Genomic DNA, 23,332 nt, shown 5'->3' with positions numbered 1-23,332 from the left:
AAAATGCAACGTGTGGCGCGCGGACCTCGGACGATGTCCGCAGGTGCCGGCCCCGGGCGTACGCCACCGCGGTCGGCGGCGGAGAGGGTCGCGGCGGTAGCCTCCGCCCGTGACCACCCCTCGCCCCGTCCTCGGGGTCGCCATGGTGCTCGCCTCGGCCGGGCTCTTCGCCGTCAACGGCACCGTCTCCAAGCTGGTGCTCCGCGCCGGCCTGGACGCCCCGCAGCTCACCCTGCTGCGCGCCACCGGCGCCGTCATCGGGCTGCTGGTGCTGAGCGTGCTGCTGCGTCCGGGGGCCCGCCGGCTGCGGGCCACCCCCGGCCAGCTGCCACTGCTGATCGGGTACGGGCTGGCCGGGTTCTTCGCCGTACCGATGCTCTACTTCGTCGCCATCTCCCGCCTGCCGGTCGGGATCGGGCTGCTGTTCGAGTACACCGCCCCGCTGCTGGTCGCCCTCTGGGCACGGTTCGGTCAGCGCCACCGGGTACGCCCGCGGCTCTGGGCCGGCCTGGCGTTGAGCCTGGTCGGCCTCGGCTGCGTGGCCGAGGTGTGGGGCGAGCTGAAGCTGGACGGCCTCGGCGTGCTCGCCGGTCTCGGCGCCGCGGTCTTCCTCGCCGCCTACTACGTGCTCGGCGCACACGGAACGGCGCGCCGGGACACGTTGTCGCTGTGCACCTGGGCGTTCGGCGCCTCCGCCGTGGCGGGCCTGCTCACCCGCGCGGTCACCGTGGGCACCGGCGGCTGGGAGCCGCTGGCCGCCGACACCGAGGGGGGCGTGCCCGTGGCGCTGCTCTGCGCGTACACGGTGGTGCTCGGCTCGATCGCGCCGTACCTGCTGGTGGCCGGGGCGATGCGGCACCTTCCCGCGACCAGCGTCGGGATCATCGGCATGGCCGAGCCGGTGCTCGCCTCGGCGGTCGCCTGGGTCGTGATCGGCCCCGGTGAGGCGCTCAACACCGCCCAGCTCACCGGCGGGCTCCTGGTGCTGGTGGGCGTCGCGCTGGCCGAGACGGCCCGGGTCGCCCCGGCCCGGACCGCCGCGCCGCCCACCCAGGGCACCGCGCCGCCCGGCCAGGGCACCGCGCCGCCCGGCCAGGGCACCGCGCCGCCCGCCCCGGACGCCGCCACCGTCCCGCCCGGGGCCGACCGGGCGGCGTCCCGCCCCGCCCGGCCGGGGCCCGGCACGGCCGGCTGAGCCGCCGACCGGCGTACCGGGAAGAATGGCCGACATGCAGCCACACCCGAACGTGCGGGCGGTGCAGGACGTGCTCGACGCCGCGGGCGCCCGGGACGGGTCCGGCGCGCCGAGCCTCGTCCGCCTGCTGCCCGACGCGGTCCACACCGCCGCTGCCGCCGCCGAGTCGCTCGGCGTCGCGGTCGGGCAGATCGCCAACTCGCTCGTCTTCGAGGCGGACGGCGCGCCGCTGTTGGTGCTCACCTCCGGCGCGCACCGGGTGGACACCGCCGGCCTGGCCGCGTCCATCGGGGTCGGCCGGCTGCGCCGGGCCACCCCGGAGTTCGTCCGCGCGCACACCGGGCAGGTGATCGGCGGGGTCGCCCCGGTCGGCCACCCGCGCCCGCTGCGCACCCTGGTCGACACCGCCCTGGAGTCGTACGACGAGATCTGGGCGGCCGGCGGCGTGCCGCAGGCGGTCTTCCCCACCACGTACCCGGAGCTGCTGCGGGTCACCGGCGGCGTCCCGACCGGGGTGGCGTGAGCGAGCGGAGCGAGCGAACCATGGGGCTCAGCAGCGTGGCGCCTCGCGCCGCCGTGGAGCGGAGCGAGGCGGTGGCGTGAGCGAGCGGAGCGAGCGAACCATGGGGCTCAGCAGCGTGGCGCCTCGCGCCGCCGTGGAGCGGAGCGAGGCGGTGGCGTGAGCGAGCGAACGGTGAGGGCCGGCGTCCCGGAGCTGGTCACCCTGCACGTGTGGCGCACCTCCCCCGCCGCGCTGCCCCGGGCGTTGACCCGGATGGCGGTCGACCCCCGCCGGCTGCGGGCCGTGCCCGGCGTGCGGTTCGGCAAGCTGCTCGGCACCGGGACCGGCACCGGCTTCGGGCCGGGCGACGCCGACCTCACCCGGTGGGCGGCGCTGACCGTGTGGGACTCCCCCGCCGCCGCGGCGGGCTTCGACGACTCGCCGGTGGGGCGCGCCTGGGCGCGGATCGCCCGCGCGTCCGTCCGGGTCGACCTGCGCCCGCTGAGCAGCCGGGGCGAATGGTCGGGGCGCCGGCCGTTCGGGGAGCCGCCCGGCGGCCGGGTCACCGGCCCGGTGCTGGCGCTGACCCGGGCCCGGCTGCGGCCCCGTCGGGCGGCCACCTTCTGGCGGGCGATCCCACCGGTGGCCGCCGCGCTGCACGCCGCGCCCGGCCTGCTGGCCCGCTTCGGCGTCGGCGAGGCCCCGCTGGGCTGGCAGGGCACGGTGAGCGTGTGGCGCGACCCGGCGGACCTCGTGGCGTTCGCGTACCGTCACCCGGAGCACCGGGCGGCGATCATGCGGACCCCCACCGAGAGGTGGTACGCGGAGGAACTCTTCGCGCGGTTCGAGGTGCGCGACGTGGTGGGTGACCGGGCGGTGCTGGGGTGGGTCGCGGACGGCGACCCGGGAGCGGCGGAGGGTGTACGGGCATGAGGTTGGTGCGGTGGACGCCGGACGATCTCGTCCGACGGCTGGACGACGTGGTGGCCGTCTACGGCGAGGCGATGGGGTACCGCCCGGAGCTGCTGGAGTCCCGACGCGGCTACATCGCCACCCACGTACGCCGGCCCGGCTTCCGCGCCGTCGCCAGCCTGACCAGCGAGGGCCACCTGGCCGGCTTCGGCTACGGCTACCTGGGCGGCTCCGGGCAGTGGTGGCACGACCAGGTCTGGCGGGCACTGGACGCCCCGACCCGGCAGCGCTGGCTGACCCACTGCTTCGAGGTGGTGGAGTTGCACGTCCGCCCGCCCGCGCAGGGGCACGGCCTGGGCGCGCGGCAGCTGCGGGCCCTGCTCAGCCTGGCGGAGGGGACGACCACGCTGCTCTCCACCCCCGAGGCCGACGAACAACGGTCCCGGGCCTGGCGGCTGTACCGCCGGTTCGGCTTCGCCGACGTCCTGCGCGACTTCCACTTCCCCGGCGACGAGCGCCCCTTCGGCGTGCTCGGCCGGGACCTGCCGCTGGAGCCCCCGACACCCACCCCGCCCGGCCGGCCCGTGCCATGACCCGACGGCTGTCCTGGGCGCTGCTGGCCGTGCTGGTGCTGGCGCAGATCTGCTACCCGCTGACCACCGGGGAGACCCGGGCCCGGCTGACCGTCGCCACCGTCGTGCTCGGCTACCTGCTCTCGGTCGGCCACGCGCTGCTCAGCCGGGGTCCGCGTACGGCGGCGGCGCTGGTCGCGGTGGCCACGGTCGGCGGCTTCGCCATCGAGGCGCTCGGTGTGGCCACCGGCTTCCCGTTCGGCAGCTACGACTACTCCGGCGAGCTGGGGCCGAAGCTGGCCGGGGTGCCGCTGATCATCCCGCTGGCCTGGACCTGGATGGCCTGGCCGGCCTGGCTGGCCGCCACCCGGCTGACCGGCGGCGCCACCCCCGGCAGCGGGGCCGGGACCGGCAGTGGACCGGGCATCGGCGGCGACGCCGGTGGTCGGCCGGGAGGGCGGTTCCCCGTCCGGCGGATCGCGCTGGCCGCCGTCGGGCTGGCCGCCTGGGACCTCTTCCTCGACCCGCAGATGGTGGCCGAGGGCTACTGGGTCTGGCGGGACGCCACCCCCGCGCTGCCCGGCCTGCCCGGCATCCCGGTGAGCAACTACCTGGGCTGGCTGCTCTTCGCCGTGCTGATGATGAGCGCGCTACGCCCGCTGGCCGGGCCCGCCGTGGTCACCACCGACGGGCGGGACGACCCGATGTTCGCGCTCTGGCTGTGGACGTACTTCTCCAGCGTGCTGGCCCACGCGGTCTTCCTCGACCTGCCCGCCTCGGCGCTCTGGGGCGCGGCCGGCATGTCGGTGGCCGCCGTGCCGCTGGCGGTCACGCTGGTCCGCTCCCGCCGCGACGACCGGCACGGGCCCCGTCAGCCGCAGCGCCCCGGCGTCGACGCGACGGCATGACCGCCGTCCTCGCGCTGCTGCTCGGCGTGGCCGCGCTGACCGCGCACACCCTGGTCAACGCCGGCCGCTGGCTGCGCCGCCCGGCCGAACGGCCGGCGCCGGTCACCGAGCCGGTGGCGGTGCTGCTGCCGCTGCGCGACGAGGCCACGCGGGTCACCCCGTGCCTGCGCGCGCTGCTCGCCCAGCGGGGCGTGCCGCGGCTGCGCGTGGTGGTGCTCGACGACGGGTCGACCGACGGCACCGCGGACGTGGTCCGCGCGGTGGCGGGCGACGACCCCCGGGTCACCCTGCTCGACGGGGTCGCCCCGCCGCCGGGCTGGCTGGGCAAGCCGCACGCCTGTTGGCAGTTGGCCACCCGGGCCGACCCCGCGGCGACCGCGCTGGTCTTCGTCGACGCCGACGTGGTGCTCGCCCCGGACGCGGTCGCGGCGGCCGTCACCGAGCTGCGCGCCGCGCGGGTGACGCTGCTGTCGCCGTACCCCCGGATCCTGGTGGCGACGGTGGCCGACCGGCTGGTCCAGCCGCTGTTGCAGTGGCTGTGGCTCACCTTCCTGCCGCTGCGGGCGATGGAGCGCTCGCGGCGGCCGTCGCTGGCCGCCGCCGGCGGACAGTTCCTGGTGGTCGACCGGGCCGGCTACGAGGCCGCCGGCGGGCACGCCGTGGTGGCCGGGCAGATCCTGGAGGACGTCGAACTGGCCCGCGCGGTCAAGCGGGCCGGCGGCCGGATCGCCCTCGCCGACGGCTCGCGGCTGGCCGCCTGCCGGATGTACGAGGACTGGCCGCAGCTGCGCGACGGCTACTCGAAGTCGCTCTGGGCGACCTTCGGCAACCCGGGGGCGGCGGCCGCCGTGGTGGCCCTGCTGCTCCTGCTCTACACCGCTCCCCCGCTGCTGGCGGTCGTCGCCCTGGCCGCCGGCGCGCCGACGGTGGCCGCCGTGGCGCTCGCCGCCTACCTGCTCGGGGTCACCGGGCGGGCGGTCAGCGCCCGGGCGACCGGGGGCCGGTGGTGGCCCGACGCGCTGGCACACCCCGTGTCGGTCGTGGTCCTCGGTTGGCTGACCCTGCGGTCGTACCATCTGCGGAAGCGGCGTCGCCTGTCCTGGCGCGGCCGCCCCGTCACCTAGGGAGGCGCGGCATGGCGCGGATCGTGGTCGTCGGCGCCGGGGTGGGAGGGCTGGCCACCGCCGCCCGGCTGGCCGCCACCGGGCACCAGGTCACCGTGCTCGAACGCGCGGGCACCGTCGGTGGCAAGCTCGGCCGGTACGTCCGCGACACGCCGGCGGGCGCGTTCCACTTCGACACCGGGCCGAGCCTGCTCACCCTGCCCGACGTCTTCCACGACCTGTTCGAGGCGACCGGCGCGAAGCTCGACGAGTACCTGGACCTGGCGCCGGTGGACCCGATCGTGCGGCACGTCTTCCCCGGCGGCGGCCCGGCCCTCGACTCGTGCGCCGACCCGGCCGAGTTCGCCGCCCGGATCGGCGCGGCCTTCGGCGACCGGGCCGCCGCGGACTGGCAGCGGCTGTGGCGCCGGGCCGCGCGGGTGTGGCAGGCCTCGCACCGGGACATCCTGCGCCGCCCGATCGACTCCCCGCTGGACCTGGCCGCGCTGGCCTGGCGGCTGGGCGACCTGGCCGCCATCGGGCCGGGCCGGACGCTGCGCGGGCTGGGCCGCCGGCACCTTTCCGACCCCCGGCTGCGGATGCTGCTGGACCGGTACGCCACCTACACCGGCGCCGACCCGCGCCGGGCGCCGGCCGCGCTGGTCGCCGTGCCCTACGCCGAGCTGACCTTCGGCGGCTGGTACCTGCGCGGCGGGCTGGGCACGCTCGCCGACGCGCTGCTGACCCGCTGCCTGGACCTGGGCGTGGTCGTGCGGACCGACGCCACGGTCACCCGGATCGACGCCGCGGGCGGGCGGGTGCACGGCGTACGCCTGCGCGGTGTCACCGCCCCGATCCCCGCCGACGTGGTGGTGGCCAACGTCGACGCGCTCACCCTCTACCGGGACCTGCTGCCCAGCCCGCGCCGGCTGACCGGGCTGACCGACCGCAGCCTGGCCGGTTTCGTGCTGCTGCTCGGCCTGACCGGGGACTCCGGGCTGGCCCACCACAACGTGTTCTTCCCCGGCGACTACGACGCCGAGTTCGACGCGGTCTTCGGCCACCCGGGGCGCGGCGTGCGGGCCCGACCGGCGGCCGATCCCACCGTCTTCGTCACCGTGGCCGACGACCCGGTGGTCCGGCCGGCCGGCCACGAGGCGTGGTTCGTGCTGGTCAACGCACCCCGGCACGGCACCGCCACCGGTGCCGTCGACTGGCGCCGGCCCGGCCTCGCCGAGGCGTACGCCGACCGGGTCCTCGACGTGCTGGCCGAGCGCGGCGTCGACGTGCGGGACCGGCTGGTGTTCCGGGAGGTCCGCACCCCGGCCGACCTGGACGACGCCACCGGCGCGCCCGGCGGATCGATCTACGGCACCGCCGGCGGCCTGCTGCGCCCGGCCAACCGGGGCCCGGCGCACGGGCTGTGGCTGGTCGGCGGCTCCAGCCACCCCGGCGGTGGCCTGCCGATGGTGACCCTCTCCGCCCAGATCGTCGCCGACGACATCGGCCCCGCCTGGTAGCACCTTCGGGTGTAAGGAAGGGCACCTTGTTAACGCCTGAGGTAGAGGAAGGGCCCCTTCCTCACACCACGGCACCCCCGGTCAGAGACCGTCCGGACGGGCCGGCGCGCGGTCAGCCGGCGTCGATCAGGGCGCGGCGGACGGCGGAGAGCAGTTGGCCGAGGCCGAACCCGGCCAACAGCACCCAGACGGCGGTCGCCATGGTGATCGTGCCCGCTGCCAGGTCCGGCTCGATCAGCCCGGCCAGCCCGGCCAGCAGCAACCCCACCAGGGCCACCGAGACCCGGGTGGGGCGCTCCCCCACGGTCACCGCGCCGAGTTCCCGCATGCCGGCGGAGACCGCCCGGGCGCGGACGTACTCGTGCAGCCAGGAGAGCGCGCCGGCGGTCACGACGAGCGCCCCCGGCGCGCCGACCAGCCAGAACGCGGCCAGCCAGGCGACCTCACCGAGCCGGTCGGCCAGCGAGTCGTACACGTAGCCGAGCCGGGTGGTCCGGTTCGTGGCCACCGCCACCGCGCCGTCGACGCTGTCCGCCACCGCGGCGAGCAGCACGAACAGCGCCGCGAGGAAGGGACCGTCCTGCGGCCGTACGGCGAACAGCGGCACGCAGGCGCAGAGCAGCACGCCGACCACGGTGACCGGGGTCGGGCCGACCCGCAGCCGGCCCAGCACGAACCCGACGTGGTAGGCGAACCGCAGCCAGGCGCGGACGACGGGGGCCGCCGCCCGGGGGTCGAAGCCCCCGTGCAGCCGTGCCCAGGCCGTGGCGTACTCGTCCCAGTTCAGCTGTGTGCCCACCACGGAACAACCGTCGCACCGCCGCTCAGGTGTCGCGGCACCGGGGTCACACCCGCGCGTCGACCTGGAGGTTCTGCCACACCTCGCGGGTGGCGGTGGAGCGGTTGAGGGTGATGAAGTGGATCCCCGGCACGCCCTCGTCGAGCAGCCGCCGGCACATCTCGCTGGCCTGCTCGACGCCGAGCCGGCGCACCGCCTCCGGGTCGTCGGCGACCTTCGCGAACCGCTCGGCCAGGGCCGGCGGGAAGGGCGCCCCCGAGAGCTGCGTGGAGCGCTCGATGGTGCCGATCTGGGTCACCGGCATCACGCCGGCCAGGATCGGGGTGTCACAGCCGGTGGCGGCGACCCGGTCGCGTAGCCGCAGGTAGTCGTCGGCGTCGAAGAACATCTGGGTGATCGCGAAGTCGGCGCCGGCCCGGCACTTGCGCACGAAGTGCTCGGTGTCGCTGTCGATGTCGGGTGACCGCGGGTGCTTGTAGGGGAAGGCCGCCACCCCGACGCTGAAGTCGCCGGCGTCGCGCACCAGGCGGACCAGGTCCTCGGCGTAGAGCACTCCCTCGGGGTGGCGCACCCAGTCGCCGCCCGGGTCGCCCGGCGGGTCGCCCCGCACGGCGAGCACGTTGCGCACCCCGACCCCGGCGAGCCGGCCGATGACGTGGCGCAGCTCGGCCACGGAGTGGTTGACCGCGGTCAGGTGGGCCATCGGCAGCAGGGTGGTCTCGGTGGCGATCCGCTCGGTGACCGCGACGGTGGTGTCGCGGGTCGACCCGCCCGCGCCGTAGGTGATCGAGACGAACGACGGGCGCAGCGACTCCAGCTCGCGGATCGCCTGCCACAGCAGCCGCTCGCCCTGCGGGGTCTTGGGCGGGAAGAACTCGAAGGAGAAGGTCGGCTGGCGGTCACGGATGAGCTCCCCGATCGCCGGCTGCGGATTGGGGAGGACCGATGGAAGACCGAGCGCCACGCCCCGACTCTAGCGGGCCGGGCCCTCCGGGCCGAGACCTTCCCACACTGGTGGACACGGACCGCACGGCCGCCGGACCGGCCGGGGCCGGAAAGCGTCGTACCCCCGGAGTAATCATGGGGTCGCGCGGGGTGGGTCCGGCCGGAGGCCGACCTGCCGGGGGCACGCGCGGGGGTCAGCATCCACCGGTGGCACACCGGTCCCGTTCCGGGGTCCGCGCCGCCGCCACGCCGACACCGTCCCGGAGGACCGATGACGCCGCCCCCGCCGCCCGGCCCGCAACTGCTCGGGCCGCTGCTCGCCCAGCTCCGGCTGGCCCGGGGCTGGAGCCAGCTACGGGTCGCGGCCGAGCTCTGCGCCGCGTCCGGCGTGCCGACCCTCAGCCGGCACGAGGTCTCCCGGTGGGAGCGGCAACTGCGCGTCCCCGGCGAGTTCTGGCTGGGCTGGCTCGCCGTGGTCCTCGCGGTGCCGGCCGACCTGCTGACCACCGCCGCGGCCCGCACCCGCAGCCTCGGTCCGCCGCCGGCCTTCGGCGGGTCCCGGCCCCGGGCGGCGCTGCTCGCCCTGGCCCAGCGCTGGCTCGCCGACCCGCGCGCCGTGCTGCTGCCCGGCACACCCACCCGGCCCGCCGTCCGGGGCGACGGCGCGGGGCCGGTACGGCTGGCGGAGCTGCGCCGGCTCGACGACCTCGTCGGCGGGGCCGACCTGGCCGGGCTCGGGGCGTACCGGCTGGGGCGGGCGGTGCGGGCGCTGTCCGGGTGCGCCCCCTCCGCACGCCCCGGGCTGCTGCCCGAGCTGGCCGAGTCCGCCCAGCTCGCCGGCTGGCTCGCGGCGGACGCGGGGGACGCCGCCGGCGCCCTGGACGCGTACCGGCTGGCCCTGCGCGCCGCCGCGACGGCCGGCGACCCGTCGCTCGCCGGGCACGTGCTCGGCTCGGCCAGCCATCTGCTCGCTGGCGTCGGCGACCCGGAGGGCGCGCTGGTGCTGGCCCGCACCGCGTACGCGGGGGCGCGGCGGTCGGCCAGCCCCGGCCTGCGTGCCCTGCTGCTGCACCGGGTGGCCCTGGCCGCCGCGCTCGGCGGCCGGGCGGAGGCGGCCCGGCAGGCGCTCGACGCGGCCCGCCGGGTGGCCGACGCGCCGGAGCCGGGCCGGGAGCCGCCGTGGCTCTACTGGCTCGACGGGCCCGAGTTGGCGGCGATGACCGGGCGCGCGCTGGTCGCTCTGGGCCGGCCGCTGCCGGCCGAGGCACCCCTGCACGCCGTCCGGCGGCGTGGCCCCCGCACCTCCGCGATCTACGGCGGCTGGCTGGCCCGGGGCTACCTGCAACTCGGCGAGGTGGAGCGGGCCTGCGCGGTGGCCGGCGAGGCGCTGCTCGACGCGGTCCGCGCCGGGTCGCCCCGCGCACTCGGCCAACTGGCCGAGGTACGCCGGCGGCTGGCCGGGCACGGCGACGAGCCGGCCGTCCGGCGGTACCGGGCGCTCGCCGTCGCGGCGGCTCCGTACCTGCCCCGCCCGGGGCCGCCACCTGGGCCGGCCGGCCGACGGGCTCCCACGTGGCGTGCGGCGCGTCGGCCCCCCGGTGCCGCGACGGGGTCGACCCCGACCGGCTAGCGTCGTGGCGTGACCCACGCTGCTCCTGTTTCCCCCGTCGACCGCGCCGGGCTGCGCCAACGGATCGACAAGGCCCTGACCGAGTTCCTGGCGAGCCAGCGCACCTGGATGGCCGGGGTCGACGACGCCCTGGCTCCGCTCGCCGAGGCGATCGAGGCGTTCGTCCTCGGCGGCGGCAAGCGACTGCGCCCGGCGTTCGCCTACTGGGGGTTCCGGGGAGCCGGCGGGGTGGACACCGACCAGGTGGTCACCGCCCTGGCCGCGTTGGAGTTCGTGCAGGCCAGCGCGCTCATCCACGACGACCTGATGGACCGTTCCGACACCCGGCGCGGCGAGCCGGCGGTGCACCGGCGGTTCGCGGCGCGGCACCGGGCGTCCGGCTGGGGCGGCGACGCGGACGGCTTCGGTGACGCGGCGGCGATCCTGCTGGGCGACCTGTCCCTGGTGTGGTCCGACGCCCTGCTGCACTCCGCCGGGCTGGACCCGCGCACGGTGGCCCGGGCCCGGCCGGTCTTCGACGCCATGCGCACCGAGGTCACCGTCGGCCAGTACCTCGACGTGCTGACCCAGGTCACCGGGGACACCTCGGTGGAGCGGGCCGGCAAGGTCGCCCGTTACAAGTCGGCGAAGTACACGGTCGAACGGCCGCTGCTGCTCGGCGCCGCGCTGGCCGACGCGCCGGCGGAGGTCCGGGCGGCGTACTCCGCGTACGGGCTGCCGCTGGGCGAGGCGTTCCAGCTCCGCGACGACGTGCTGGGGGTCTTCGGCGATCCCGCCCAGACCGGCAAGCCGGCCGGCGACGACCTACGTGAGGGCAAGCGGACCTACCTGGTGGCGGCGGCCCTCGAGACGACCGACGGGGCGGGCCGGGAACTGCTGCTCGGCGGGCTGGGCGACCCCGGGCTGGACGAGGCCGGGGTCACCCGGCTGCGCGAGCTGATCGACGGCAGCGGGGCGCTGGCGCGTACGGAGCAGCGGATCGGTGTGCTGACCGACACCGCGCTGGCGGCGCTGGCCGCCGTCGACCTGGACACCGAGGCCCGGCAGGCCCTGGTCGACCTGGCCATCGCCGCCACCCGCCGCGCCGACTGACCCGCTGACCGGCCCACCCGCGCCGCCCCGACTGACCGCTGCCCCGGTCGGCCCGGACCGGCGTCGGCAGGAGGGACGGAGCCGGGGAGCCGGAGAGCCCGCGCCCACCCGCGCGGGGGCGGGGTCAGAAGCCCAGGGCCTGGGCCCGGCGCTTCACCTCGCGGGCCTGGTCGCCGGCGAGCGCCTTCGCGGGGGCGCCGCCCGGCAGGGTGTCGTCCGGCTCGTAGAGCCAGCGCAGCGCACCCTCGTCGTCGTAGCCCCCGTCGGCCAGCAGGTTGAGCACGCCGGGCAGGTGCTTCAGCACCGTCTGGTTGGCCACCAGGTCGGCCGGTATCCGGCGGACGCCGTCGCGGCGTACCGCGATCAGCTCCCGGTCCCGGATCATCTGGTGGACCTTGCTGATCGACACGTCGAGGCGCTCGGCCACGTCCGGCAGGGTCAGCCAGTCGGCGGCGTCGGCGGGGCCGGCGGATTCGGGGCCGGGCACGGCCCGGTCGGCGGGTGCTGAGTCGGTCACCGGACCACCCTGCCATGCCCCGCCCGATCGGGGTCAACGGCACCCCCACGAGCCGGCTGAGCAGGGCCGGCGGGGGAAGCGAGCGCGGCGGGGCAGTCCTGGTCGCACCCCATCTGTAGCATCCTGTTCAACCTTCACCCCCTGGACACATAGACTCCCTGCCGATGGACACACAGGTCGCCGACACGTTGCTGGGCTCGCTGATCGACGGGCGCTACCGCATCCGCGGTCGCGTGGCCCGTGGCGGCATGGCGACCGTGTACACCGCCACCGACGAACGCCTCGAGCGCACCGTCGCACTCAAGATCATTCACCCGTCCCAGGCCCCGGAACCAGGGGCGCGGACGGCGGGCTTCGTGGAGCGGTTCACCGACGAGGCGAAGACCATCGCCCGGCTGACCCACCCCAACGTCGTCGCCGTCTACGACCAGGGCAAACACTCGGGCCTGCCCTACCTCGTGATGGAGTACGTCCGCGGTCGCACCCTGCGCGACGTGCTCGCCGAGCGGCGTCGGCTCAACCCCGACGAGGCGCTGGCCATCGCCGAGCAGATGCTCGCCGCGATCGCCGCCGCCCACCGGGCGGGGCTGGTGCACCGCGACGTGAAGCCGGAGAACGTGCTGGTCGCCGAGGCCCCCACCGGCGGCGCGGCCAACCTGGTCGACAGCGTCGTCAAGGTCGCCGACTTCGGGCTGGCCCAGGCGGTCGAGGCGAGCGCCGACGACGAGAACGGCAACCAGTTGATGGCCACGGTCGCGTACGTGGCCCCGGAGCTGGTCACCGACGGGCACGCCGACCCCCGCACCGACGTCTACTCCGCCGGCATCGTGCTGTTCGAGATGCTCACCGGTCGGGTGCCCTACGACGGGGACCGTCCGGTCGACGTCGCCTGGCAGCACGTCGACAACAACGTCCCCACGCCGTCGACCCTGGTGCCCGGCCTGCCCAAGGCGCTCGACGAACTGGTCGCCCGGGCCACCCGGCGTGATCCGGGCGCCCGGCCGACCGACGCCGGCGCGTTGCTGGCCGAGGTGCAGGCGGTCCGGGACGACCTGGGCGACGCGAACACGCGTACCGCCGTGTTGCGCCGGGTGTCCGACGAGCCGATGGCCGGGCCGACCATGATGGTCGCGGCGGTCCAGCCGGCCCAGCGGCCCGCCTGGGCCCGGCTGCCCGAGGGTGCCGCCCCCCGGGCGGGCCGTCGCCGGGCCGAGCCCGACGATGGCGAGGGCCTGTGGTCGCGGCTGTCCGCGCTGCGCGCCCGGGCGATGAGCGACCCGCGCGGCCGCAGGGCGGTCGTCGCCGCCGCGGTGGTGCTGGTCCTGCTGGTCGCCGGCGGCGGCTGGTGGCTGGCGGCCGGACGCTACACGGAGGCTCCGCAGCTGGTGGCGATGACCAAGGCCGAGGCGGAGGCGCAGGCCGCCCGCGTCGGGGTCGTCCTCAGCTACGCCGATCCGCGCTACGACGAGAAGGTCCCGAAGGACGCCGTCCTGGCGCAGGACCCGGCCTCGGCCACCCGGATCGTCAAGGGCGGCACGATCACGCTGACCCTCTCGCTGGGGCCGGAGCGTTTCCCGGTGCCCGACGTGGTGGGCAAGGAGTTCGAACTCGCCGAGGCGGACCTGCTCGACGCGAAGCTGGTGGTGGCGAAGGGCACGGCCCGCTACGACGACAACCTGCCCGCGGGCGTCGTGTTGGAGACCAACCCGAAGGTCGGCACCGAGGTGAAGCCGGGCGACAAGGTCACGGTCGTCCTCAGCAAGGGCAAGGCCCCGATCTCCGTGCCCAACCTGGTCGGCAAGAGCCTGGGTGAGGCCAAGACGATCCTCGCCCAGCTGGGCCTGGAGCTGGTGGAGCCCACCTACAAGGACTCCGACAAGCCCAAGGACGAGATCCTCGGGCAGAGCCCGGCCGACGGCACCGGGGTGGAGCGCGGAGCGAAGGTCAAGCTGGAACTCAGCAAGGGCCCGCCGCTGGTCGCCGTGCCCCGGGTCATCGACCTGCCCTGCCAGCAGGCCAAGCAGCTCCTGGAGAGCCAGGGCTTCCCGGTGGCGATCCAGTTCAACCCGAACGGCATCACCCGGTTCCAGAACCCGCCGGAGAACACGCAGGTGCCGCCGGCCACCCCGGTCACCCTCGGATGCATGTAACGATGCCGGCACCACAGCGGCTGGTCGGCTCGCACACGCCCACCTCCGGTGGCCTGGCGAGAGCCGCCCTGCCGTACGCCGACGCGGCCGGCTCGCGGGTCGTGCAGGTCTACGTGTCCAACTCGCGGGGCTGGGCGCTGCCGCCCGGCGACCCGGCCCAGGACACGTTGTTCCGCGACGGCTGCGGCGAACGGGGCGTGCCCGTCTTCATCCACGCGTCCCTGCTGGTCAACCTCGGCTCCCCCACCGCGAACACGGTCGAGCGTTCGGCGGAGACGCTCGCCCACGCGCTGCGCCGGGGCCGGGCGATCGGCGCCGAGGGCGTGGTCTTCCACGCCGGCAGCGCGGTCGACGAGGGGTACGCCGAGGCCGCCATGCGGCAGGTACGCGAGACGCTGTTGCCGCTGCTCGACGAGGCGGCGGCAGCGGACGGCCCGCGGCTGCTGGTCGAGCCGAGCGCGGGCGGCGGTCGCTCGCTCGCCTCACGCGTGGAGCAACTCGGGCCCTACCTCGACGCGGTGGAACGGCACCCCTGGCTCGGGGTCTGCTTCGACACGTGCCACGCCTGGGCCGCGGGGCACGACCTGGCTGTCGAGGGCGGCATGACCGCGACGCTGGACACACTCGTGGCGACGGTCGGGGCCGACCGGCTACGGCTGGTGCACGCGAACGACTCGAAGGACCTCTGCGGCTCCACCCGGGACCGGCACGAGAACATCGGCAAGGGCACCATCGGCGAGCCGGCGTTCGCCGAGCTGATGGCGCATCCGGCCACCGCCGGCGTCCCGGTCGTGGTGGAGACGCCGACGGAGAAGCACGTCGGCCACGCCGCCGACATCGCCACCCTCAGGCGCCTGCACCCCTGACGCGGGGCCGGCGAGGCGGTCAGCCCCGCAGGACGCGGGTGAGGACCTCGACGGCGCGGTCGATGCCGGCGTCGTCGACGTCCAGGTGGGTGACCAGGCGGGCGGTGCGGGGGCCGAGCACCGAGACCAGGACGCCCTCGGCGCGGGCGGCGGCGGCCAGGGCGTGCGCGTCCAGCGGGGCCTTGGTCAGGTCCAGCGGCACCAGGTTGGTCCGGACGGTCGTGGCCAGCACCCCGAACGGGGCGATCGCCTCGGCGAGCCGGGCCGCCTTCGCGTGGTCGGCGGCGAGCCGGTCGACGTGGTGGGCCAGCGCGTACCGGCCGGCGGCGGCCAGGATGCCCGCCTGCCGCATCCCGCCGCCCATCCGCTTTCGGATCACCCGGGCCCGCGCGATCTTGTCGGCGCTGCCGACGACCAGCGAGCCGACCGGCGCGCCGAGCCCCTTGGAGAGGCAGACCGACAGGGTGTCGAAGAGGGCGCCGTACCCGGCCAGCGGCACGCCGTCGGCGACGTGCGCGTGCCAGATCCGGGCCCCGTCGCAGTGCAGGGCCACGCCCGCGTCGTCGGCGATCCGGCGCAGCTCGCGCAGGGTGGCCAGCGGGATCACCCCGCCGCCGCCCCGGTTGTGGGTCTGCTCGACGGCGATCGCCCGGGTGGGAACCGCGTGGTAGCCCTCGGGACGGACCATCGCGGCGACGACGTCCGGGTCGATGTCCGCGCCCACCGGTGACCAGGTCCGCGAGGAGATGCCGCCGTACGCCGCAGCGGCCCCGATCTCGTACGTCACCACGTGCGCGTCGGCGTCGCAGAGCAGCTCGTCGCCCGGCGGCACCACCAGTTGCAGGGCGATCTGGTTGGCCATCGACCCGCTCGGGGCGAACAGCGCCGCCTCGTGCCCGAACAGCGCGGCGACCTCGGCCTCCAGCGCGTTGACGGTCGGGTCCTCGCCGTAGACGTCGTCGCCGACGTCGGCGGTGGCCATCGCCTCCCGCATCCCCCGCGTCGGCCGGGTCACGGTGTCCGAACGAAGATCGACGAATACGTCAGCCACTGTCATCCTTCCGGCTGCCGACTGCGGGGCTCGCAAGCTCACTCCTCGCGTCAGCCACAGCAATCCCTTCGGCCAACGACTGCGGGGCTCGCAAGCTCACTCCTCGCGTCAGCCACGGAGCATCTCCGCCACGAGGAAGGCCAGCTCCAGCGACTGCTGGGTGTTCAGTCGCGGGTCGCAGGCGGTCTCGTAGCGGCCGGGCAGGTCGAGGTCCTCGATGCCCTGGGCGCCGCCCAGGCACTCGGTGACGTCCTCACCGGTCAGCTCCACGTGCAGCCCGCCCGGGTGGGTCTCCAGGCCCCGGTGCACCTCGAAGTAGCCGAGCACCTCGTCGACGATGCGGTCGAAGTGCCGGGTCTTGTAGCCGTTGGACGACTCGTGCGTGTTGCCGTGCATCGGGTCGCACTGCCAGACCACCTTGGCGCCGGCGGCGGTCACCTTCGCCACGATCGGCGGCAGGGCGTCGCGGACCCGGTGGTTGCCCATCCGGCTGATCAGGGTGAGCCGGCCGGGGACGTTCTCCGGGTTGAGCTTCTCGCAGAGCTCGATGGCCTCGTCCGGGGTCGTCGTCGGGCCGAGCTTCACGCCGATCGGGTTGGCGATGCGGGAGATGAAGTCGATGTGCGCCCCGTCGATCTGCCGGGTGCGCTCGCCGATCCACAGGAAGTGCCCGGACAGCCCGTACGCCCGGCGGTCGGAGACCCGGGTCAGCGCCCGGTCGTACTCGAGGGCGAGGGCCTCGTGCGAGCAGTAGAGGGTGACGGTGCGCAGCGCCTCGTCGTCGGTCATCCCGCAGGCCCGGATGAAGGCCAGCGCCCGGTCGATCTCGCGGGCGATCGCCTCGTAACGCTCGCCGGCCGGGGAGTTCTTGACGAAGCCCTTGTTCCAGTCGTGCACGGCGTGCAGGTCGGCCAGCCCGCCGGCCAGGTACGCGCGGAGCATGTTCATCGCGGCGGCCGAGTTCGCGTACGCCCGGATCATGCGCTGCGGGTCCGCGGCCCGCGCCTCCGGCGTCGCCTCCAGCGAGTTGATCATGTCGCCGCGGTAGGCGGGCAGCCCGCGCGCGTCGGTCGGCAGCGACCGTGGCTTGGTGTACTGCCCGGCGACCCGGGCCACCTTGACCACCGGCAGCGAGGCGCCGTAGGTGAGCACGATCGCCATCTGGAGCAGGGTGCGGGCGTTGGCCAGCAGGTGGCTCTCGGTGTTGTCGGCGAAGGTCTCCGCGCAGTCGCCGCCCTGGAGCAGGAACGCCTTGCCCTCGCACACCAGCGCCAGCCGCTGGCGGAGCTGGTCGACCTCGTAGGGCGCCACCACCGAGGGCACCGTGTCGAGCACCTTGCAGACCTCGGCGACCTCCGCCGGATCCGGCCACGGCGGGATCTGTGTGCGCGGCAGCTCCCGCCAGCGGTCGAGGCCGAGGGCCGCGTCCTCGGCGGAGTCGACGGTCGGACGGCTGGTCTGCAGCCCAGGGCTGCCCACCGCGGGATGGCTCAGCTGATGCCACTCATGGCGCATGACAGAAAGCGTACGGCGAGCGGCCCGGCGACCGACCGGCGAGGGGGATGGTTCCGGCAGGTGAGAGCGGGCTCACCGGGAGGCAGGTCAGGGGGTGGCGGCGGGGGCCGGGGTGTTGCCACCCGGCGCCTCGGCCGCGATGCACCAGTCGGCGCCGTCGCGGGTGACCGTGAACAGCAGCGGCCGGGTGAGCGTGCGGGAGCCGGCGGCGACCGAGATCGACGTGCTCACCTCCTGGCCCCGGGGACCGGAGCGGATGTCGGTGATCTCGGCCTGCGGCACCGTGAAGTGGTCGGCGAAGTCGCCGTTGGGGCCCGTCGCGGCGGCGTCAAAGCTCTCCTGGAGGGCGGCGCAGAGCTGGCTGCGCCCGGCCGCGACGTCCTTGGCGGTCATCGCGTCGAGGTAGGCCTGCACCCGCTCCCGCGACTTCGTGCTGGCCTCCTCGGCCGGGGCCCGCCCGGGCTTGGTCGCCGGATCCTCCTCCTCGCCGATGCCGCAGCCGAGCAGGACGAGGGGAAGGGTCCCGAGCAGCACGGCGCCCGCCGCGAGCCTCCCGCGCGTCGCGCGCATCGCCACCTCCGTCGCCGTGGACATCGAGCCCGTTGAGCGGCGAGTCTGTCACATCGACGCACGTGCCCGGACGCCGCCGCGCCCGGACCGCCCGGTCACCGGCACGCCACGGGCCCGTGACCGGACGCCCGGCCGGGCCGACGCGGGACACTCCCCGCGTCGACCCGGGCACAGCGGGCGGGGAGGGACCGGTGCGTGGTCCCTCCCCGCCGTGTGGGTGGTGCGTCGGCCCTCGGCTCAGCCGAGACCGCCCTTGATGGCGCCGATCAGCTCGCCGTTGCCGGTGTCACCGGAGAGCTCCCAGAAGAACGCGCCACCGAGGCCCTGGTTCTTCGCGTACGTCATCTTGCCGTTGATCGTGGAGGGGGTGTCGTAGCTCCACCAGTTGCTGCCGCACTTGGCGTACGCCGTGCCGGCGACGGTGCCGTTGGCCGGGCAGGTGTTCTTGAGGACCTTGTAGTCCTCGATGCCCTGCTCGTAGGTGCCCGGGGCGGGGCCGGTGGCGGTGCCACCCGGGGCGGCCTGGGTCACCCCGGTCCAGCCCCGGCCGTAGAAGCCGATGCCGAGCAGCAGCTTGTCCGACGGGATGCCCTTGCTCTTGAGCTTCTGGATCGCCGCGTCCGACCAGAAGCCCTGCTGCGGGATGCCGGCGTACGAGGTGAGCGGGGAGTGCGGGGCGGTGGGGCCCTGCGCGTTGAAGGCGCCGAAGTAGTCGTACGTCATCGGCATGATCCAGTTGAGGTGCGTCGCGGCGCCGGCGTAGTCGGTGGCGTCGATCTTGCCGCCGTTGCTGCCGTCCGCCGTGATCGCGGCGGTGACCAGCGCGGACGAGCCGAACTTCGACCGCAGCGCGCTGACCACGTTCTTGAAGGCGTTCGGGCCGCTGCTGTCGCAGGTGAGCCCGCAGGCGTTCGGGTACTCCCAGTCGACGTCGATGCCGTCGAAGACGTCCGCCCAGCGCGGGTCCTCGACCAGGTTGTGGCAGCTCTCGGCGAACGCGGCCGGGTTCTGCGCGGCCTGGGTGAAGCCGCCCGACCAGGTCCAACCGCCGAAGGACCAGATCACCTTCAGGTTCGGGTACATCTTCTTGAGCTTGCGCAGCTGGTTGAAGCTGCCGCGCAGCGGCTGGTCCCAGGTGTCGGCGACGCCGTCGACGCTGTCCGCCGCCGTGTACGCCTTCTCGTAGTCGGCGTAGCTGTCACCGATGGTGCAGCGGCCACCGGTGGTGTTGCCGAAGGCGTACAGGATGTGGGTCAGCTTGGCGGCCGAGCCGCTCGTGTGGATGTTCTTCACGTGGTAGTTGCGGGCGTAGACGCCCCACTGCGCGAAGTAGCCCACGACCTTCTTGCCGCCCGGGCCGGGCGGCGGGGTGGTCGGCGGGGGCGTGGTCGGCGGCGGGGTGGTCGGCGGCGCCGTGGTGGGCGGGGTGGTGGTCGGCGGCGCGGTGGTGGGGGGCGGGGTGCCGCCGCCACACGGCGCGCCGTTGATCGTGCAGTTCAGCGGCGCCTTGTACGCGCCGGTGCCGTTGTAGCCCCAGCTGAACGAGGCACCCGCCGCGATCGGACCGGCCCAGCTCTTCTTGACGGCGACGTAGTGGTCGCCGGTGCGCGTGACGTCGGCGTCCCAGGAACTGCTGATGCTGGTGCCCGACGGCAGGTCGAACTCGATGCGCCAGGTGCTCACCGGGGCGCTCGTCCCGTTGGTGACGGTCACCCGCGTCTCGTGACCGGTCCCCCAGTCCTGCGCCTTGGCGAAGCCGGCGGTCACGCTGCCGGCGCCGAACGCACTGGCCATCGGGACCGTGGCGGCGGTCACCGCCATCACGGCGCCGACCCAGAGGGCCCGGCGGAGCGATCTCTTCATGCGGCGTCTCCCTAAACAGTTAGGAAACTTTCCAGATTGTTGGTGAGACGCTACTCACGCCGTCATCCATTCGTCAAGATGTCGATGTATCGATTTCCCTTGGGAGCGCGACCAGCCCTCCGGCCGCTCCCCCGGGCGACGGCCCGGCGACGGCGCGTAGCCTCGTCCCATGACCGTCTTCGACACCCGGATCGACGCCCTGGCCGGAGGTCCGGCCGACCTCGCGCGGTACCGCGGACGCGCGCTGCTGGTGGTCAACGTCGCCTCGCGCTGCGGCCTCACCCCGCAGTACGCCGGCCTCCAGGCGCTGCACGACGAGTACGCCGACCGCGGCCTGGTGGTGCTCGGCGTGCCCTGCAACCAGTTCGCCGGCCAGGAGCCGGGCACCGCCGCCGAGATCAGCGACTTCTGCCAGGTCAACTACGGGGTGACCTTCCCGCTGACCGAGAAGGTCGACGTGAACGGCCCCGGCCGCCACCCGCTCTACGCGGCGCTGGTCGACACGGCCGACGCGGAGGGCCACGCCGGCGACGTGCGGTGGAACTTCGAGAAGTTCCTCGTCGCCCCGGACGGCACGGTCGCGGCCCGGTTCGCGCCCACCGTCGAGCCCGGCGCGGCCGACCTGCGCGCCGCGATCGAGAAGGTGCTGCCCCCGACGCTCTGAGGGCACCCGCCTCCGCCGTGCCGCTGTGTGCCGAAGGGACTACGATCGGCGACACCTGGTCCGAGTGGAGGGGGCGGGATGTTCTTCGCGGTGCAGCCGGCACTCACACCGGGCCAGGTCCCGCCCGAGCACCACGTCAGCATCCAGCGTCCGCTCGACGCCGGCCGGGTGGTGCTCGACGCCGCCGTGCCCGACGACGTGCTGCGCGACCACGGCCGCCTGCGGCACCTCCCGCCGGCTCCCGCGCACCTCGACGGCGCGGGGCGGCACCGCTTCACGCTGGAGCACCTGCGCGGTCGGTTCGAGGACGCGACGTCCTACATCCGGATGTCGCCCCAGGACCTGCCGCCGTCCGCCCGGGAGCTCCTCGCGGCGGCCGGGCCGGTGGTGCTCGTCTGGACCGACCCGACGACCGGCGAACGCGTCGAGCGGGTGGTGGCGGCGGTCCGTCGCGACGGCGATCCGGGCGGCCGGAGCGGGCGCACCCCGCCCGGGCCCCGCCGGCCGTGACCCCCGCGCCTCAACCCCCGACGACGACGGCCCCGGTCGGATTGGCCAGCGCGGCCCGGATCGGGGCGAGCGCGGCGGCGAACTCGTCGAGCTCCCCGGCCTCCTCCCAGAGCTCGGCCAGCTCGGACCCGTCGGCGAGCACCCGGTCCAGCGCCCGCAGGGCCAGCGCCGGCAGCTCCGCGGTGAGCGTCAGACGCCCGCCGGCGGTGAGGAAGTCCGGCGCGTACGCCGAGTCGACCGGCGGGCCGCCGGGGAGGTGCGCGGCGACCACCGCCGACGCCGCGACCGCCTTGGCGCCGGGCGACGAATCCAGGAAGTCGCCCTCCCGCACCGCCTCGCGCAGCGCCAGCTCCACCAGCAGGGGCCGCCGCTCCGGCGACGCCTCGTCGAGGTCGGCGCACCAGTCCGCCGCCGCGTCGTTGTCGAACGGTCCCGCCGCCCACGTGCCCATCGCACTCCCCGTTCCGTTGTCGCGAGTGGAGGCAGGCTAGCCGCCGGGGCCGACATCGTTCCCGCCGCGACGGCGATGCGGGCCGCCCGGTGGGCGTTGTCCCGAAGCCGGCCCCCAGCCCCCGGGCCGGCAGTACGTTGGGCGGGCGGCGCACCAGACACCAGACGGAATTGTCGACCATGCCGGTGGGGAATACCGTCGCCGCGAACGAGGTTGGAGACCGACATGACAACTGTGGGACTGATCGGCAGTGGACACATCGGCGGCACGGTGGCGCGGCTGGCGGTGGCCGCCGGCTACGACGTGGTGCTGAGCAACTCGCGCGGCCCGGAGACCCTGAAGGATCTCGTCGAGGAGCTGGGCCCGCGCGCCCGGGCGGCCACGGCCAGCGAGGCCGCGGAGGCCGGCGACCTGGTGGTCGTCACCGTCCCGCTGAAGGCGTACCGGGACGTGCCGGTCGAGCCGCTGGCCGGCAAGCTCGTGCTGGACACCAACAACTACTACCCGGAGCGGGACGGCCGGTTCCCCGAGCTCGACTCGGGCTCCACCACCAGCAGCGAACTGCTCCAGCGGCACCTGCCGCAGTCGCGGGTGGTCAAGGTGTTCAACAACATCTTCTTCAAGCACCTGCACGCGCTGGCCCGGCCGACCGGCGCCGACGACCGCAGCGCGCTGCCCATCGCCGGCGACGACGCGGGCGCGAAGGCGGAGGCCACCGCCTTCCTCGACCGGATCGGCTACGACGCCGTGGACGCCGGCACCCTCGCCGAGAGTTGGCGCTACCAGCCGGACACCCCCGCCTACGGGACCATCTACTCGGCCGACCCGGCGGCCTGGGAGCGCGAGGCGCCGGCCGACGCCGCCAGGGTGCGCGCCGCCCTGACCGAGGCCACCCGCTGAGCGTTCGCCCCTCCGGCCGGCACCGCCGCACCCACCGCCCACCGTGGCTCGACGGTACTGCCGTAGGCACCACGCCCGGTCGCACCACGGGCAGTGCGGCGGTGCCGGCCGGGCGGTGCGGCCGGCCGGGCCGGGCTAGGCTGCGACGGTGCAGCTCACCACCGTGGACGACATCGTCACGGCCGAGCAGCGCATCGCGGGGCGGGTCGCCCGCACGCCGCTGCTGCCCTGCCCCCGCCTCGGCGACCCTCTCCGGCTCGACCTCGCGGTCAAGGCGGAGAACCTTCAGCACACCGGCAGCTTCAAGGTGCGGGGCGCGCTGAACGCGCTGCTCGCCCGCGTCGAACGGGAGGGGACGCCCGCCGGGCTGACCGCCTTCTCCGCCGGCAACCACGCGATGGCCGTGGCCTTCGCCGGTCGCACCTTCGGCCTGCCGACCGTCGTCTGCATGCCACCGCAGGCGGTGCCGACCAAGATCGAGGCGGTCCGGCGGTACGGCGGCGAGGTCGTCCTCACCGACGATCTGCCGGGCACCTGCCAGGCCCTCGCGGCGGAACGCGGCTACCACCTCCTGCACCCGTTCGACGAGCCGGACGTCATCGCCGGCCAGGCCACCGTCGGCAGGGAGATCCTGGCCGACGGCCCGCCGCCGGAGCTGGTCCTCGTGCCGGTGGGTGGCGGCGGGCTGATCAGCGGGGTGGCGTCGGCCGTCCGGGCGGCCGTTCCCACCGCCCGCGTCGTCGGGGTCGAGCCGGCCACCGCCAACGCGGTCGGCCACGCGCTGCGCACCGACGGCGACGCCCTCACGGTACGGCCGACGTCGATCGCCGACGGGCTGGCGGCGCCGTTCGCGGGGCGGCACACCCTGGCGCACGTCCGCGCCCTCGTGGACGAGGTGGTCGAGGTCTCCGAGGGGGACATCAGGGCCGCCTGGTGGGAGTTGCTGGACGCGACGAAGCTCCTGGTCGAGCCGTCCGCCGCCGTCACCCTCGCCGCGCTGCGGGCGGGCCTGGTCGACGCCGGACCGGGCACCCGTACCGTGCTGGTCCTCAGCGGCGGGAACGTCTCCCCGGCCATGCTCGCGTCCCTGGCCTGAC

Annotated in this window: 23 protein-coding genes; 15 read left to right on the top strand and 8 right to left on the bottom strand. The window is 75.4% G+C overall.

Translation table 11 applies throughout. The features are described from left to right. Positions 1–109: 109 nt before the first annotated feature. From RM555_RS10720 to RM555_RS10690, 7 genes are all read left to right on the top strand, one after another. On the top strand, positions 110–1,195 hold the full coding sequence (locus tag RM555_RS10720; protein ID WP_311411601.1) for an EamA family transporter: 1,086 nt from the start codon (positions 110–112) through the stop codon (positions 1,193–1,195). 34 nt (positions 1,196–1,229) lie between these two features. Then, positions 1,230–1,718 carry a YbaK/EbsC family protein gene (locus RM555_RS10715; protein ID WP_311411600.1) on the top strand — a complete coding sequence of 163 codons (489 nt, stop codon included), beginning with the start codon at positions 1,230–1,232 and terminating at the stop codon, positions 1,716–1,718. A gap of 156 nt (positions 1,719–1,874) precedes the next feature. Next, positions 1,875–2,630: a monooxygenase gene (locus RM555_RS10710; RefSeq protein ID WP_311411599.1), complete on the top strand. Its 756-nt coding sequence runs from the start codon at positions 1,875–1,877 to the stop codon at positions 2,628–2,630. Then, positions 2,627–3,202 carry a GNAT family N-acetyltransferase gene (locus RM555_RS10705; protein WP_132236245.1) on the top strand — a complete coding sequence of 192 codons (576 nt, stop codon included), beginning with the start codon at positions 2,627–2,629 and terminating at the stop codon, positions 3,200–3,202. The genes RM555_RS10710 and RM555_RS10705 overlap by 4 nt, the downstream gene beginning before the upstream one ends. After that, entirely contained in the window at positions 3,199–4,089 is an 891-nt protein-coding gene (locus tag RM555_RS10700) for a carotenoid biosynthesis protein (RefSeq protein ID WP_311411598.1), read from the top strand. The genes RM555_RS10705 and RM555_RS10700 overlap by 4 nt, the downstream gene beginning before the upstream one ends. Further along, the gene (locus RM555_RS10695; RefSeq protein ID WP_311411597.1) at positions 4,086–5,213 is read left to right on the top strand and encodes a glycosyltransferase; all 1,128 of its coding nucleotides are present in this window, start codon (positions 4,086–4,088) and stop codon (positions 5,211–5,213) included. The genes RM555_RS10700 and RM555_RS10695 overlap by 4 nt, the downstream gene beginning before the upstream one ends. An 11-nt stretch (positions 5,214–5,224) precedes the next feature. Then, positions 5,225–6,712, top strand: coding sequence for a phytoene desaturase family protein (locus RM555_RS10690; RefSeq protein ID WP_311411596.1), 1,488 nt, complete (start codon positions 5,225–5,227; stop codon positions 6,710–6,712). Positions 6,713–6,824: 112 nt separating this feature from the next. Here RM555_RS10690 and RM555_RS10685 read toward each other — a convergent pair whose 3' ends face one another. Further along, positions 6,825–7,514: a CDP-alcohol phosphatidyltransferase family protein gene (locus RM555_RS10685; RefSeq protein WP_311411595.1), complete on the bottom strand. Its 690-nt coding sequence runs from the start codon at positions 7,512–7,514 to the stop codon at positions 6,825–6,827. A gap of 43 nt (positions 7,515–7,557) precedes the next feature. Continuing rightward, a complete protein-coding gene (metF, locus tag RM555_RS10680; RefSeq protein WP_311411594.1) occupies positions 7,558–8,475 on the bottom strand; it encodes a methylenetetrahydrofolate reductase [NAD(P)H] in 918 nt (305 codons plus the stop codon). 252 nt (positions 8,476–8,727) lie between these two features. On the opposite strand from metF, the gene RM555_RS10675 reads away from it, so the two are divergent. Together RM555_RS10675 and RM555_RS10670 are read left to right on the top strand one after the other, a co-directional pair. Beyond that, the gene (locus RM555_RS10675; protein WP_311411593.1) at positions 8,728–10,086 is read left to right on the top strand and encodes a transcriptional regulator; all 1,359 of its coding nucleotides are present in this window, start codon (positions 8,728–8,730) and stop codon (positions 10,084–10,086) included. Positions 10,087–10,095: 9 nt separating this feature from the next. Beyond that, complete coding sequence (locus tag RM555_RS10670; RefSeq protein WP_311411592.1) at positions 10,096–11,178, top strand: polyprenyl synthetase family protein; 1,083 nt, start codon at positions 10,096–10,098, stop codon at positions 11,176–11,178. Between the two features lie 124 nt (positions 11,179–11,302). Here RM555_RS10670 and RM555_RS10665 read toward each other — a convergent pair whose 3' ends face one another. Next, the gene (locus RM555_RS10665; protein ID WP_396888728.1) at positions 11,303–11,695 is read right to left on the bottom strand and encodes an Rv2175c family DNA-binding protein; all 393 of its coding nucleotides are present in this window, start codon (positions 11,693–11,695) and stop codon (positions 11,303–11,305) included. A 164-nt stretch (positions 11,696–11,859) separates the two neighbouring features. Between RM555_RS10665 and pknB the strand changes: the two genes are divergently transcribed. Together pknB and RM555_RS10655 are read left to right on the top strand one after the other, a co-directional pair. Continuing rightward, on the top strand, positions 11,860–13,845 hold the full coding sequence (gene pknB, locus RM555_RS10660; protein ID WP_311411591.1) for a Stk1 family PASTA domain-containing Ser/Thr kinase: 1,986 nt from the start codon (positions 11,860–11,862) through the stop codon (positions 13,843–13,845). 2 nt (positions 13,846–13,847) lie between these two features. Then, positions 13,848–14,711, top strand: coding sequence for a deoxyribonuclease IV (locus RM555_RS10655; RefSeq protein WP_311411590.1), 864 nt, complete (start codon positions 13,848–13,850; stop codon positions 14,709–14,711). 19 nt (positions 14,712–14,730) lie between these two features. On the opposite strand, the gene RM555_RS10650 is transcribed toward RM555_RS10655, so the two are convergent. The 4 genes from RM555_RS10650 to RM555_RS10635 form a co-directional block, all read right to left on the bottom strand. Further along, the gene (locus RM555_RS10650; protein WP_311411589.1) at positions 14,731–15,768 is read right to left on the bottom strand and encodes a threonine aldolase family protein; all 1,038 of its coding nucleotides are present in this window, start codon (positions 15,766–15,768) and stop codon (positions 14,731–14,733) included. Positions 15,769–15,870: 102 nt separating this feature from the next. Next, on the bottom strand, positions 15,871–17,277 hold the full coding sequence (locus RM555_RS10645) for a class II 3-deoxy-7-phosphoheptulonate synthase (protein ID WP_311411588.1): 1,407 nt from the start codon (positions 17,275–17,277) through the stop codon (positions 15,871–15,873). A gap of 87 nt (positions 17,278–17,364) precedes the next feature. After that, positions 17,365–17,847: a hypothetical protein gene (locus tag RM555_RS10640; RefSeq protein WP_311411587.1), complete on the bottom strand. Its 483-nt coding sequence runs from the start codon at positions 17,845–17,847 to the stop codon at positions 17,365–17,367. 237 nt (positions 17,848–18,084) lie between these two features. Further along, positions 18,085–19,710, bottom strand: coding sequence for a glycosyl hydrolase family 18 protein (locus tag RM555_RS10635; protein WP_311411586.1), 1,626 nt, complete (start codon positions 19,708–19,710; stop codon positions 18,085–18,087). Positions 19,711–19,879: 169 nt separating this feature from the next. On the opposite strand from RM555_RS10635, the gene RM555_RS10630 reads away from it, so the two are divergent. Further along, positions 19,880–20,374: a glutathione peroxidase gene (locus RM555_RS10630; RefSeq protein WP_311411585.1), complete on the top strand. Its 495-nt coding sequence runs from the start codon at positions 19,880–19,882 to the stop codon at positions 20,372–20,374. 78 nt (positions 20,375–20,452) lie between these two features. Then, positions 20,453–20,884 (top strand): hypothetical protein, encoded by a 432-nt coding sequence (locus tag RM555_RS10625; RefSeq protein ID WP_311411584.1) that lies wholly within the window; start codon positions 20,453–20,455, stop codon positions 20,882–20,884. A 10-nt stretch (positions 20,885–20,894) separates the two neighbouring features. On the opposite strand, the gene RM555_RS10620 is transcribed toward RM555_RS10625, so the two are convergent. Next, a complete protein-coding gene (locus RM555_RS10620; RefSeq protein ID WP_311411583.1) occupies positions 20,895–21,335 on the bottom strand; it encodes a DUF4259 domain-containing protein in 441 nt (146 codons plus the stop codon). Between the two features lie 75 nt (positions 21,336–21,410). Between RM555_RS10620 and RM555_RS10615 the strand changes: the two genes are divergently transcribed. Beyond that, positions 21,411–22,235, top strand: a complete 825-nt coding sequence (locus RM555_RS10615) for an NADPH-dependent F420 reductase (RefSeq protein WP_311411582.1) — start codon at positions 21,411–21,413, stop codon at positions 22,233–22,235. A 148-nt stretch (positions 22,236–22,383) separates the two neighbouring features. Beyond that, a complete protein-coding gene (locus RM555_RS10610; protein WP_311411581.1) occupies positions 22,384–23,331 on the top strand; it encodes a threonine ammonia-lyase in 948 nt (315 codons plus the stop codon). The last annotated feature ends 1 nt before the right edge of the window (position 23,332 follow it).

Origin of the sequence: Micromonospora reichwaldensis (assembly GCF_031845925.1) — a bacterium.
GTDB lineage: Bacteria > Actinomycetota > Actinomycetes > Mycobacteriales > Micromonosporaceae > Micromonospora > Micromonospora reichwaldensis.
Note: the sequence above shows the minus strand (reverse complement) of the source record. Positions and strands in the feature narration are given on the sequence as shown.

What these genes read in the sequence shown, in the direction of transcription:
- RM555_RS10690 (WP_311411596.1), top strand. Translation starts at nt 5,225, where the DNA reads ATGGCGCGGATCGTGGTCGTCGGCGCCGGGGTGGGAGGGCTGGCCACC.
- RM555_RS10655 (WP_311411590.1), top strand. Translation starts at nt 13,848, where the DNA reads ATGCCGGCACCACAGCGGCTGGTCGGCTCGCACACGCCCACCTCCGGT.
- RM555_RS10630 (WP_311411585.1), top strand. Translation starts at nt 19,880, where the DNA reads ATGACCGTCTTCGACACCCGGATCGACGCCCTGGCCGGAGGTCCGGCC.
- RM555_RS10695 (WP_311411597.1), top strand. Translation starts at nt 4,086, where the DNA reads ATGACCGCCGTCCTCGCGCTGCTGCTCGGCGTGGCCGCGCTGACCGCG.
- RM555_RS10645 (WP_311411588.1), bottom strand. Translation starts at nt 17,277, where the DNA reads ATGCGCCATGAGTGGCATCAGCTGAGCCATCCCGCGGTGGGCAGCCCT.
- RM555_RS10705 (WP_132236245.1), top strand. Translation starts at nt 2,627, where the DNA reads ATGAGGTTGGTGCGGTGGACGCCGGACGATCTCGTCCGACGGCTGGAC.
- RM555_RS10715 (WP_311411600.1), top strand. Translation starts at nt 1,230, where the DNA reads ATGCAGCCACACCCGAACGTGCGGGCGGTGCAGGACGTGCTCGACGCC.
- RM555_RS10640 (WP_311411587.1), bottom strand. Translation starts at nt 17,847, where the DNA reads ATGCGCGCGACGCGCGGGAGGCTCGCGGCGGGCGCCGTGCTGCTCGGG.
- RM555_RS10700 (WP_311411598.1), top strand. Translation starts at nt 3,199, where the DNA reads ATGACCCGACGGCTGTCCTGGGCGCTGCTGGCCGTGCTGGTGCTGGCG.
- pknB (WP_311411591.1), top strand. Translation starts at nt 11,860, where the DNA reads ATGGACACACAGGTCGCCGACACGTTGCTGGGCTCGCTGATCGACGGG.
- RM555_RS10615 (WP_311411582.1), top strand. Translation starts at nt 21,411, where the DNA reads ATGCGGGCCGCCCGGTGGGCGTTGTCCCGAAGCCGGCCCCCAGCCCCC.
- RM555_RS10650 (WP_311411589.1), bottom strand. Translation starts at nt 15,768, where the DNA reads ATGACAGTGGCTGACGTATTCGTCGATCTTCGTTCGGACACCGTGACC.
- RM555_RS10625 (WP_311411584.1), top strand. Translation starts at nt 20,453, where the DNA reads ATGTTCTTCGCGGTGCAGCCGGCACTCACACCGGGCCAGGTCCCGCCC.
- RM555_RS10635 (WP_311411586.1), bottom strand. Translation starts at nt 19,710, where the DNA reads ATGAAGAGATCGCTCCGCCGGGCCCTCTGGGTCGGCGCCGTGATGGCG.
- RM555_RS10620 (WP_311411583.1), bottom strand. Translation starts at nt 21,335, where the DNA reads ATGGGCACGTGGGCGGCGGGACCGTTCGACAACGACGCGGCGGCGGAC.
- RM555_RS10675 (WP_311411593.1), top strand. Translation starts at nt 8,728, where the DNA reads ATGACGCCGCCCCCGCCGCCCGGCCCGCAACTGCTCGGGCCGCTGCTC.